This window comes from Bacillus sp. MUM 13 (assembly GCF_001866725.1).
Classification (GTDB): Bacteria; Bacillota; Bacilli; order Bacillales; family DSM-1321; genus Peribacillus.
In genome coordinates this window covers 48098-60044 of sequence record NZ_MLYQ01000033.1, presented here as the reverse complement: position 1 = coordinate 60044, position 11947 = coordinate 48098, and the positions used below count along the sequence as shown (strand labels likewise).

Here is an 11947-nt window from a genome sequence, read left to right as displayed (position 1 = left end):
GTAGGACGCCGCCAAGCAATTGGGAGGCCAGCAGAGATGCTGGTCTTTTTTGTGTGCAGAAATGGATATTTCATAAGAGCTCAAAAGAGAGGTTCTATAATATTTGTTGGGGTTTATACAAAATTTGAACATAAAAATGCACGTAACCATCCAGTCTTTTATACTTGAGTTGACGAGAAACAAGTATAGATTGGAGATACGTGCACAATGAATTCTATCATAAAATTGCCTGGATTTGAAGATGTAATGGTGACGAAAATGGAGGAAGCAGGAGAAAAGATGTGCATTCATGCTGAGATGCCTGTCCAACCCCATACCTGTCCACTTTGCCAGTCCCGTACCGAGAAAGTCCATGACTATCGGATACACAAAATCAAGCACTTAAAACTATTTGAACGACAGACGCTGCTCTTCTATCGAAGGCGCTGCTATACCTGCCAGTGCGGAAAGAAGTTTGCGGAAAGTGCCCCCTTTGTGAAACGGTATCAGCGCTTATCAATTGAGCTGAACCAGGCCATTAAGATCCGCCGCAGTATAAAGGGGAAGACCTTCAAAGAAACAGCTGACATATATGGGGTCTTTTCTTCCACGGTGGTAAGGCGATTTGATCAATTGGCGGAGAGTACCGGAAACGAAGAAGCCAAAGAACTGCCCGAAGTGATTGTGATTGATGAGTACAAGGGCGATACGAAGGCAGGGAAATATCAGCTGATCGTCGCAAACGGAATCACCAAAGAACCCATTTGATATCCTAGAAAACCGTTATAAGGGCACCATCAAGCAGTACCTGAGTAAATACGGGGCTAAGGTCCAAGTGATTGTCATGGATATGAGCTCCACATTCAAGGCAGCTGTTTAAGAGGCACTTGGAAAACCTGTCATTGTAGCCGACCGTTTTCACTTCGTGCGGTATATCTACTGGGCGATGGACGGGGTGAGAAGAAGGGTACAATCTGAATGGCATGATTATGACAGGAAGAAGTGCAAGAAAATGCCTTATATCGCTTTTACGCGGCAATTGATCAGTCAGGGATACTGAATTCTCAAAAGCCGCCCAAACTGAGATGCTGAACAGCTTTAGCTATAATTACTCAAACAGTTTTTTACAGGGCATCAACCATTTAACGAAAGTCATGAAACAGAATCCTTTGGCTTTCGCAGCTTTACCCGTTTTCAATCCTATTTACCCACAGGTATAAAAGGTTGAGTGCGCATATTGGATAAGGGTGACGACATGAGCCCATCACCCCAACATTTGACGGAGAACCGAAAAACCTGAATGCAGAGCCAAAGAAATTGAACGATGAGTGAGCAGTGTAAGATGGATGGTGAGCGGCAGAGCCTGATGAAAAAGTTCCCCAGTCCGGTTACCGCTATTCAGGTGTTCGAATGCAAGCAGTTAAACCCGTGTACCAGGGCTGCAAGGGACTTTTGCCAAAACCGCAGGGTCCTATGGCAGAGCAGAATGTAATACAGCACCATTTACCAGGATTAATTACGGTTTAAAGCAAATTGCCCAGATTACAGGGTTATGAATGATGGATCAAAAATAAAAGCAATAATACTTATATAGAGGAATATCTGATTATGACTCACATAAAGAGCTTTAGTCTCATAGTATTTTATAGGCGCTAAAATGAAGTTTTTAGAAAGCTTGCATATAAAAATTTTGATTTTGTCAGAAGGCAGCGTTTTACATGATTCATTATGAGGTATTAAATATATATAAAAAAATTAATTTTTAGAGTATGCCGACCCCTGCATTTTGGCGAAAATGTTTAATGTATTTACATAAAGCGTATGAGTTGCAAATTGTGATTTTCAATGTATAATAAAAGTCAAATATAGTCAAAGTCAGAATGGGGGAGGCTAGTGAAGAATATATCTGATGTTATCGAAAATTATTTGAAGCAGATTTTAGAGATAAGTCAGAAGGATATTTTAGAAATAAAGAGAAGTGAAGTGGCAGATAAGTTTCAATGCGTTCCTTCTCAAATAAATTACGTAATCAACACCCGATTTACGATTGAAAGAGGTTATGTGGTTGAAAGCAAGCGCGGCGGCGGGGGCTATATAAGGATCATGAAAGTAAAATCATACGATCACGCGGAGCTAATCGATCAATTGATGTCTCTTTTGGGCTTAAGGGTTTCACAGTCAACGGCAGAAGGGGTTATTTTCCGGCTGATAAATGAAGAGATTATTAATAAAAGAGAAGCGAAGATTATGATGAGCGTTATTGATCGTTCTGTCATTTACATGGATCTGCCAGAGCGTGATGAATTGAGATCCCGTATTTTGAAAGCCATGCTTACCACATTAAAATATAAATAGTCCGGCAGAGGTGATGAGAATGAATTGCCAGGAATGCAATCAAAGACCTGCAACTCTTCATTTTACGAAAATTATAAATGGCGAAAAGACTGAAGTCCATCTTTGTGAAGTATGTGCACAGGAAAAAGGCGATATGTTTATGCCTAATGGAGCACAAGGCTTCTCATTCAATCATTTGCTTGCAGGTTTGCTTAATAATATTGAACCTGGATTTCAGCAGACGAAAGCTAATTCATTTCCAAAGCGTGAAGAATTGCGGTGCAGCCAATGCAATCTTTCCTTTCAGCAATTTGTTCATGTAGGAAAGTTCGGCTGTGCGGAATGCTATCAGTCCTTTAATGAACAGCTCGATCCTATCTTTAAGCGGGTGCATAGCGGCAATACCGCACATATCGGAAAAATACCAAAGAGGATTGGCGGAACGATTCATCTAAGAAAACAAATTACGGATTTAAAGGGTGTGCTGAAGCAGCATATTGATAAAGAGGAATTTGAAGAAGCAGCTGAAGTCAGGGATAAAATACGCTCACTGGAAAAAAGGCATGAAGAGCAAGAGGGGGTCGACCATTCATGAGCCTTGAACGATTTGTTCAAAATGCAATGAGCTCCTGGTTAACAGAAGAAGGTCCTGAAAATGATATTGTTTTAAGCTCGCGTGTCCGCTTGGCAAGGAATTTTAAGGACTTCACTTTCCCTACTTTCTTTAAGCAAGAAGAAGCTCAGCAAATACTGGATTTGATTAAAAACAGGCTTGAAGAGTCAGACTCCGCACATCCTGGTGTCGGCAAGCTTGAGTTTATTGAAATGGGGGAACTGCAGCCCCTGGAAAAAAACGTACTGGTGGAGAAACACCTGATAAGCCCCCATTTGGCTGAGGAATCGCTGTATGGAGCATGCCTTCTATCAGAAAATGAAGAAGTCAGCATTATGCTGAATGAAGAAGACCACTTGCGCATACAGTGTTTATTTTCAGGGCTTCAGCTTACTGAGGCATTGAAGCTTGCAAATACAATTGACGACTGGGTCGAAGAAAATCTGGATTATGCATATGATGAAGAAAGAGGTTATTTGACCAGCTGCCCTACAAATGTGGGCACGGGCTTAAGGGCTTCAGTTATGATGCATTTGCCGGGCCTGGTGCTGACACAGCAGCTTAACCAAATTGTCCCTGCTATGAACCAGCTAGGGCTGGTGGTAAGGGGGATATACGGCGAAGGCAGTGAAGCCCTTGGGAATATTTTTCAGATATCCAATCAAATTACCCTGGGTAAATCTGAAAAAGATATCATTGAAGATCTTTCTATGGTGGTAAAACAGATAATCGCCCAGGAAAGGTCAGCAAGAGAAGCATTAGTTAAGACCTCTAACATACAATTAGAAGATAGAATATACCGATCTTATGGTATTTTATCAAATGCAAGAATTATTGAGACCAAGGAAGCGGCCAAATGCATATCTGATGTTAGAATGGGGATAGATTTGGGCTATATCACCAACGTTTCCAAAAATATTTTAAGCGAGCTGATCATTTTGACTCAGCCGGGTTTCCTGCAAAAATATGCCGGGGGTCCACTGAGAGCCCGGGAAAGAGATATACGGCGTGCTTCATTGATAAGAGAACGATTAAATGAAGAGAAAAACGAAAATTCTGAAGGAGGAATTACCCTATGATGTTTGGTCGTTTTACTGAGAGAGCCCAAAAGGTCTTGGCCTTGGCACAGGAAGAAGCAATTCGTTTAGGACATAACAATATTGGAACAGAACATATATTGCTGGGTTTGGTCAGAGAAGGGGAAGGCATAGCAGCTAAGGCTTTGCATGCTCTTGGTCTAGGTGCTGAAAAGATCCAGAAAGAAGTGGAAAATCTTATTGGCCGAGGACAGGAGACTGCACAAACTATCCATTACACTCCTCGTGCAAAAAAGGTGATTGAACTATCCATGGACGAAGCGAGAAAGTTAGGCCATTCCTATGTTGGAACCGAGCATGTGCTTTTAGGGCTTATCCGTGAGGGTGAAGGTGTAGCGGCACGTGTGCTCAATAACTTGGGAGTAAGCCTTAACAAGGCACGCCAGCAAGTGCTGCAGCTATTGGGAAGCAATGAATCAGGCGGCCACCAGGGGAATGCTTCTGCAAATGCGAGCACTCCGACTCTTGATAGCCTTGCCCGCGATTTAACGGCTATTGCCCGTGAAGGCAGCCTTGATCCAGTTATTGGCCGCAGCAAGGAAATTCAGCGTGTAATTGAAGTGCTGAGCCGCCGGACAAAAAATAACCCAGTACTTATCGGGGAGCCGGGTGTCGGCAAGACAGCGATTGCTGAAGGTCTTGCCCAGCAGATCATTAATAATGAAGTGCCGGAAATCCTTCGTGATAAGCGTGTTATGACCCTTGATATGGGCACTGTTGTAGCGGGAACCAAATACCGCGGTGAATTTGAAGACCGCTTGAAAAAGGTCATGGATGAAATACGCCAGGCAGGAAACATTATTCTGTTTATTGATGAGCTTCATACACTGATTGGAGCAGGCGGAGCAGAAGGCGCAATCGATGCTTCAAATATTTTAAAGCCTTCACTGGCCCGCGGTGAATTGCAGTGTATCGGTGCAACCACTTTGGATGAATACCGCAAATATATCGAAAAGGATGCTGCACTAGAACGGCGGTTCCAGCCGATTCAGGTCGATGAGCCGACTATCAGTGAATCCATTCAGATTTTGCAGGGCCTTCGTGACCGCTATGAAGCACATCACCGTGTTTCCATTACAGATGAAGCCATTGATGCAGCAGTTAAATTGTCAGACCGCTACATTTCAGACAGATTCCTTCCTGATAAGGCGATTGATTTAATAGATGAAGCGGGTTCAAAGGTTAGGCTTCGTTCTTACACAACACCGCCGAACTTAAAGGAACTTGAGCATAAGTTAGATGAAGTGCGCAAAGAAAAAGATGCATCGGTCCAGAGCCAGGAATTTGAAAAGGCTGCTTCTTTAAGGGACACAGAGCAGCGGTTAAGGGAGCAGCTTGAAGAAACTAAAAAGACCTGGAAGGAAAAGCAGGGACAGGAAAACAGCGAAGTAACCGTGGACGATATTGCCCATGTAGTATCAAGCTGGACTGGAGTTCCGGTAACGCGCCTTGCCCAGACTGAGTCTGACAAACTTCTTAATATGGAGGAGATCCTTCACTCCAGGGTTATAGGACAGGAAGAAGCGGTTAAAGCAGTATCGAAAGCAGTCCGCCGTGCAAGAGCAGGGCTGAAGGATCCGAAACGCCCGATTGGTTCATTCATTTTCCTTGGACCGACTGGTGTAGGTAAAACGGAGCTTGCAAGAGCTCTTGCAGAATCCATCTTCGGCGATGAAGAATCCATGATCCGAATTGATATGTCCGAGTATATGGAAAAACATTCGACATCACGTCTTGTCGGATCGCCTCCAGGATATGTAGGATATGAAGAAGGCGGACAATTAACAGAAAAGGTCCGCAGAAAACCATATTCAGTAGTGCTGCTGGATGAGATTGAAAAAGCGCATCCTGACGTGTTTAATATTCTTCTGCAAGTTCTTGAAGACGGAAGATTGACAGATTCTAAAGGACGCACAGTAGATTTCAGGAATACCATCCTGATCATGACTTCAAATGTCGGTGCATCTGCACTAAAAAGCAATAAATATGTAGGCTTTAATATCCAGGATGAAGGACAGGATTATAAAGATATGAAAGGGAAAGTGATGGAAGAGCTAAAACGTGCCTTCCGTCCAGAGTTCCTGAACCGTATCGATGAAACGATTGTTTTCCACTCCTTGGAGAAAAAGCATTTGAAGGAAATTGTCACTCTTATGGCAGATCAATTAATTACACGCCTGAAAGAGCAGGATGTCTTACTGGAACTTACTGATGCAGCAAAAGAAAAAGTGGCAGATGAAGGTTTTGACCCTGAATATGGGGCAAGGCCAATCCGCAGGGCGATCCAGAAGCATGTAGAAGATTACCTTTCTGAAGAATTGCTAAAAGGCAACGTCCAAAAAGGGCATACAGTGGTCCTGGATGTTCAAAACGGAGAATTTACAATTAAGCAGGGAGCAACTGTTAACGCTGACTGACTTTGAACAGCAAGGAGGTACACGCATATTTGCAGTGTACCTCTATTTTTTGGCTGTTTTCTGGCTAGTGCTTCATAATTGGAAATGATGATTGAAGCGGAAAATCAGAGCCTGGAGCGGAAATTATCACTCATTAACAAAGCTTAATAAAAAATAGAAGGATTAAACCGCCAGGACATTTAATATGTTAGTAGTGGTGGCTGTAATTCTTATAAGATTGCAAGTGAAAAGGAGTTAATTATGGCTGCAAAAAAGAAGACAAAATTTATGTGCCAATCCTGCGGTTATGAGTCTGCAAAATGGATGGGCAAATGCCCGGGGTGCGGTGAATGGAATCAGATGGTGGAAGAAGTTGAAATTGTCAAACCCGCCAGAAGAGGCGCTTTTTCGCATTCCGACCCTGCCGGATTGGGCGCTGGCCGCCAAAAGGCTGCACCTATAACCACCATTGAAACATCACAGGAGCCCCGGATTGCGACTGACTTGGGAGAGTTGAACAGGGCGCTTGGCGGAGGAATTGTCCAAGGTTCGCTAGTGCTTATAGGAGGGGACCCTGGAATCGGAAAGTCCACTCTGCTGCTGCAGGTGTCTTCACAATTGGCGAGAAAACAAAAAAAGGTTCTTTATATATCGGGAGAAGAATCCGTTAAACAGACCAAGCTTAGAGCGGATCGTCTCGGGGCCGCTTCAGAAAATTTATTTGTTTATTCGGAAACAGATATGGATTATATTCAGCAGGCCATCAGCGATGTTCAGCCTGACCTTGTCATAATAGATTCGATTCAGACAGTCTTTCAATCTGAAGTAACATCTGCCCCTGGCAGCGTTTCTCAGGTCCGCGAGTGCACTTCCACGCTGATGCGGATTGCCAAGACTACAGGTGTTGCCATTTTTATTGTCGGCCATGTGACGAAAGAGGGAGCAATTGCGGGTCCCCGGCTATTAGAGCATATGGTGGATACTGTCCTGTATTTTGAAGGAGAGCGGCATCATACCTACCGGATCATCAGGGCAGTTAAAAACAGATTCGGTTCCACTAATGAAATGGGTATTTTTGAAATGAAGGAAAACGGGCTTGAAGAAGTCGGAAATCCGTCGGAAATATTTTTGGAGGAGCGCTCACAAGGTACATCCGGCTCCACGGTTGTTGCTTCCATGGAAGGAACCCGTCCGGTACTCGTAGAAATTCAGGCGCTAATTTCACCTACCAGCTTCGGGAATCCAAGGAGGATGGCAACAGGCATTGACCATAACCGGGTTTCTCTGTTAATGGCTGTTTTGGAGAAAAGGGTTGGACTGCTTCTGCAGAACCAGGATGCTTACTTAAAGGTCGCTGGCGGAGTAAAGCTGGATGAACCGGCCATTGACCTGGCTGTATCGGTCAGTATTGCCTCCAGTTTCCGTGATAAACCGACAAAGCCATCTGACTGCCTGATTGGCGAAGTGGGGCTTACAGGGGAAGTCAGAAGGGTTTCGCGCATTGAACAGCGGGTGCAGGAAGCTGCTAAGCTTGGCTTTGAACGCATTATTATCCCGTCGAATAACATAGGCGGATGGAGTGTTCCAAAAGGAATAGAAATCGTAGGAGTATCAACTGTAGCGGAGGCTCTTAAATATGCTTTAGGAGGGTGACGATGACAGATAAAAAGGCATTTGAGAAAATGAAATTGGATATCCTTCAAGTGGTTGCTCCCGGTACTCCCCTGAGAGAAGGAATTGATAATGTATTACGGGCCAATACAGGGGGATTGATTGTAGTAGGATGCAATGACCGTGTACGCTCTATCGTTGATGGAGGATTTTTAATCAACTGCCCCTGTACCTCAAGTACCATGTATGAGCTGGCTAAGATGGATGGAGCGATCATCCTGAATGAAAAAGCCAATCAAATCATTCTTGCCAATGCACAGCTTGCTCCGGATACCTCTGTCCCTTCTACAGAAACAGGTATGAGGCACCGGACTGCTGAGCGGGTTGCGAGGGAAACAAAGACTCTTGTTATTGCAATTTCCCAAAGGCGGAATGTCATTACCCTTTATCAAGGCAATTTCCGCTATGCACTCAAAGATATCGCAGTCATTTTAGCAAAAGCCAACCTGGCCATTCAAACCCTAGAGAAATATAAAGCCGTTCTGCAGCAAAGCATATCGGACTTAGGTTTGCTGGAATTTGAGGAAATGGTTACGTATGCTGACCTTCTTCGGGTATTTCACAGGTATGTAATGGTGCTGAGGATTAAAGGGGAGCTTCTTGCTTACCTGAATGAGCTGGGAACTGAAGGGCGGCTGATCCGTCTCCAGATGAATGAGCTTCTGTATGACCTTGAACAGGAGGGAAGGCTGCTTATTAAAGATTACAGCTATGATAAGGAGGAAAAGCCAGAAGGAATTATCGGGCGTCTTGAGGAGATGGCGCAGCTGGAAAAAATGGAAGACAGCCAGTTGATCAAGGCGCTTGGATACAATGGTTATATACACCTGGACGAAAGCGTGAAAACCAGGGGTTACCGGCTTCTGCACAAAATTCCACGGCTTCCCTCCTTGATTATTGAAAATTTGATAAAGCAATTTAATGATTTCACCCATATAAGCAAAGCAACTGTCGAACAGCTGGATGATGTAGAAGGAATTGGGGAAGTAAGGGCAAATAAAATAAAAGAGGGCTTGAAAACATTAAGAAACCAGCTTATTGCTGAAAGAAAAATGTAAGGTCAAAAAGTGTGAAAAATTTATGACAGCCTCCTTTTGCAGATGCTTTTTATCAGTTTCTTATTTTTGACACCCCTTTCCCCTGATGCTAGGCTAATGGTACAATCAATCCCGCTTCATGAAAGCTAGTGAAAAATAATCATTTTGCAGAATAAAAGCAACAATTTTGAAAACAGGGTTTCAATTTTTTTAAAGTGTCAATAATGATTAAAAGGAGGTGAGAGGATGTTAAAACGCATTATTCAAGCATGCTTTTTGATTTTAGGCGGAACTCTAGGCAGTTTCCTGATTCCTGAACTATTAACGTTGTTACATGCAGATGATATTGCTTTTATAAACAATCCTTATGTTAGTGTGATTTTAGGCGCAATTATATTCTATCTTTTTACTTTTTGGGCAGTGGAGTATGTAGTCAACTTTATGAAGTGGTTTGAAGAAACGCTCGTTAAAGCCCCAATAACAGATATTATATTCGGGAGCCTTGGACTTATTGTAGGACTGTTTGCAGCCTTTTTAATAGGATCTGCTCTTAATTTAATCCAGGTTCCGGTCATTAATACGGTGGCGCCAATTCTCTTAACACTGTTATTCGGCTATTTAGGCTTTCAGGTTGGATTTAAAAAACGTGATGAATTGCTGCATTTATTTTCAAAAAGCACGAAAAGAAAGGGTTTGGACGGCCATTCAGAAGATGGTGAGGATGATAGAAGCAAGCTGAAGATTCTTGATACAAGTGTTATTATTGATGGAAGAATCGCTGATATCTGCCAGACCGGGTTCCTGGAAGGAACCATAGTCATTCCCCAATTTGTGCTGCATGAACTGCAGCATATCGCAGATTCATCTGATGCACTAAAGAGAAATCGTGGCAGGCGCGGACTGGATATATTGAATCGTATCCAAAAAGAAGTGCCGATAAAAGTAGAAATGTATGAAGGCGATTTTGAAGATATCCAGGAAGTCGACAGCAAGCTTGTTAAGCTTGCGAAGATTTCAAACGGAATCGTTGTTACAAACGACTTTAACCTGAATAAAGTTTGCGAGTTTCAGAATGTTCAGGTGCTGAATATCAATGATTTGGCTAATGCCGTAAAACCTGTAGTTCTTCCGGGTGAAGAGATGAATGTACAAGTCATTAAGGACGGAAAAGAACAGAATCAGGGAATTGCATATTTGGATGACGGGACAATGATCGTGGTGGAAGGCGGAAGGGATCATATCGGCAAACGCATAGATGTTCTTGTGACTAGTGTTCTGCAGACATCTGCCGGCCGCATGATTTTTGCCAAGCCTAAATTGCTGGAAAAAGCATTATAAAACAGGTTAGGGGAAGAGATATGTTTTATGAAGTAGTAATACCTGCAGCCGGCCAGGGAAAGAGAATGAATGCGGGTAAAAATAAGTTATTCATTGAGCTGGCACAAATACCTATTATCGTTCATACTCTCAGGGTTTTTGAAGATGATCCCAACTGCAGGGGAATCATCCTTTCCATTAATCCTGCTGAGGAAGCGATATTCTCAGGCCTTGTTTCCCTTTATGGTTTTAAAAAGATAAGTAAATTAACGGCAGGCGGCAGTGAACGCCAGCAAAGTGTATTCAATGGAATCAGGGAGTTATCGACTAGTGATATTGTGCTGGTTCACGACGGAGCACGGCCATTTATCGATTCAGGATTGATTGGCGAGCTGGCAGATGCTGCATCCGTACATGGAGGAGCGGTAGCGGCTGTTCCCGTGAAAGATACCATAAAAAAAGCAAAAGACGGAGCTGTACTGGAAACCGTTGAACGATCTGGCTTGTGGGCGGTTCAGACACCACAGGCTTTTCGTGTTTCAGCCCTGCTTGAAGCACATAAAAGAGCGGAAGAGGAAGGTTACCTGGGAACAGATGACGCAAGCCTGCTTGAAAGATCAGGCCAGCCTGTTGTCATTATAGAGGGAAACTATGATAACATTAAAATAACTACACAAGAAGACTTATACTTTGCCGAAGCAATTTTACATAAAAAAAGCGGAAGCACCTTGAACAGCCTCGACTAGCATAAGACGCCTAAGAAAAGAAGGCGCACTTTGGCTTCATTTCTTAGGCGGTTTATGACCTCGAGAGGCTAGGTGCTGCAGCTGGACTAAAAAAGCGGAAGCACCTTGAACAGCCTCGACTAGCATAAGAAAGGCGGGTCGCTGCTTTCTTAACTAAAAAAACAGATTACATGTGAAAAAAGGAGAGGGCTGTATGTTTAGAATTGGACAGGGATATGATGTGCACCAGCTTGTAGAAGGAAGGCCGCTAATTATCGGAGGAATCGATATTCCTTATGAAAAGGGATTGCTTGGCCACTCGGATGCAGATGTTTTGCTGCATACTGTTGCTGACGCGTGCTTGGGTGCAATTGGTGCGGGAGATATCGGAAAGCATTTTCCGGATACAGATCCGGAGTTTAAGGATGCTGATTCAGCCAAGCTTCTTCAGCATATTTGGACAATAGTAAAAAAAGAAGGATATGTGCTGGGAAATGCCGATTGTACGATTATTGCCCAAAGCCCTAAAATGGCTCCTTATATTGAGCAAATGAAGGAAAGAATTGCTGAATTGCTTGAAGCAGCTCCAGACCAAATTAACGTGAAGGCAACAACCACGGAAAAGCTTGGATTTACCGGCAGAAGTGAAGGGATTGCTGCACAGGCGGTTGTTCTTTTGGTCAAAGCGGATTGAAGCAGTAATTGGGATGCTTTAAAATGTAATCCTAAAATGATAAGATGGAATGATAGAGTATCAGTAATACCTTAGGAGGCGTCA

9 protein-coding genes and 1 pseudogene are annotated in these 11947 nt (G+C 43.3%); all 10 read left to right on the top strand.

Translation table 11 applies throughout. From position 1 onward, the window contains the following. Positions 1-207 precede the first annotated feature (207 nt). The 10 genes and pseudogenes from BIV59_RS10440 (at position 208) to ispF (ending at position 11863) form a co-directional block, all read left to right on the top strand. A pseudogene (locus BIV59_RS10440) lies at positions 208-1207 on the top strand (ISL3 family transposase). Between the two features lie 665 nt (positions 1208-1872). Next, positions 1873-2334 (top strand): CtsR family transcriptional regulator, encoded by a 462-nt coding sequence (locus BIV59_RS10435; RefSeq protein ID WP_071351422.1) that lies wholly within the window; start codon positions 1873-1875, stop codon positions 2332-2334. Between the two features lie 19 nt (positions 2335-2353). Continuing rightward, entirely contained in the window at positions 2354-2908 is a 555-nt protein-coding gene (gene mcsA, locus BIV59_RS10430) for a protein-arginine kinase activator protein McsA (protein ID WP_071351421.1), read from the top strand. Further along, positions 2905-4005 (top strand): protein-arginine kinase McsB, encoded by a 1101-nt coding sequence (gene mcsB, locus BIV59_RS10425; protein ID WP_071351420.1) that lies wholly within the window; start codon positions 2905-2907, stop codon positions 4003-4005. Before mcsA ends, mcsB begins: the two co-directional genes overlap by 4 nt. Further along, positions 4002-6440 carry an ATP-dependent protease ATP-binding subunit ClpC gene (gene clpC, locus BIV59_RS10420; protein WP_071351419.1) on the top strand — a complete coding sequence of 813 codons (2439 nt, stop codon included), beginning with the start codon at positions 4002-4004 and terminating at the stop codon, positions 6438-6440. Before mcsB ends, clpC begins: the two co-directional genes overlap by 4 nt. Before the next feature lie 240 nt (positions 6441-6680). Further along, entirely contained in the window at positions 6681-8072 is a 1392-nt protein-coding gene (gene radA / locus BIV59_RS10415; protein ID WP_071351418.1) for a DNA repair protein RadA, read from the top strand. A 2-nt stretch (positions 8073-8074) separates the two neighbouring features. Beyond that, a complete protein-coding gene (gene disA, locus BIV59_RS10410) occupies positions 8075-9148 on the top strand; it encodes a DNA integrity scanning diadenylate cyclase DisA (RefSeq protein WP_071351417.1) in 1074 nt (357 codons plus the stop codon). 225 nt (positions 9149-9373) lie between these two features. Further along, entirely contained in the window at positions 9374-10465 is a 1092-nt protein-coding gene (locus BIV59_RS10405; protein ID WP_071351416.1) for a PIN/TRAM domain-containing protein, read from the top strand. A gap of 20 nt (positions 10466-10485) precedes the next feature. Continuing rightward, the gene (ispD, locus tag BIV59_RS10400) at positions 10486-11190 is read left to right on the top strand and encodes a 2-C-methyl-D-erythritol 4-phosphate cytidylyltransferase (protein ID WP_071351415.1); all 705 of its coding nucleotides are present in this window, start codon (positions 10486-10488) and stop codon (positions 11188-11190) included. Positions 11191-11383: 193 nt separating this feature from the next. Beyond that, positions 11384-11863 carry a 2-C-methyl-D-erythritol 2,4-cyclodiphosphate synthase gene (ispF, locus tag BIV59_RS10395; protein ID WP_071351414.1) on the top strand — a complete coding sequence of 160 codons (480 nt, stop codon included), beginning with the start codon at positions 11384-11386 and terminating at the stop codon, positions 11861-11863. Positions 11864-11947 lie beyond the last annotated feature (84 nt).

Excerpts from the sequence above, each read along its gene's own strand:
- mcsB (WP_071351420.1), top strand. The coding sequence starts at position 2,905 with ATGAGCCTTGAACGATTTGTTCAAAATGCAATGAGCTCCTGGTTAACA.
- clpC (WP_071351419.1), top strand. The coding sequence starts at position 4,002 with ATGATGTTTGGTCGTTTTACTGAGAGAGCCCAAAAGGTCTTGGCCTTG.
- mcsA (WP_071351421.1), top strand. The coding sequence starts at position 2,354 with ATGAATTGCCAGGAATGCAATCAAAGACCTGCAACTCTTCATTTTACG.
- radA (WP_071351418.1), top strand. The coding sequence starts at position 6,681 with ATGGCTGCAAAAAAGAAGACAAAATTTATGTGCCAATCCTGCGGTTAT.
- ispD (WP_071351415.1), top strand. The coding sequence starts at position 10,486 with ATGTTTTATGAAGTAGTAATACCTGCAGCCGGCCAGGGAAAGAGAATG.
- ispF (WP_071351414.1), top strand. The coding sequence starts at position 11,384 with ATGTTTAGAATTGGACAGGGATATGATGTGCACCAGCTTGTAGAAGGA.
- BIV59_RS10405 (WP_071351416.1), top strand. The coding sequence starts at position 9,374 with ATGTTAAAACGCATTATTCAAGCATGCTTTTTGATTTTAGGCGGAACT.
- disA (WP_071351417.1), top strand. The coding sequence starts at position 8,075 with ATGACAGATAAAAAGGCATTTGAGAAAATGAAATTGGATATCCTTCAA.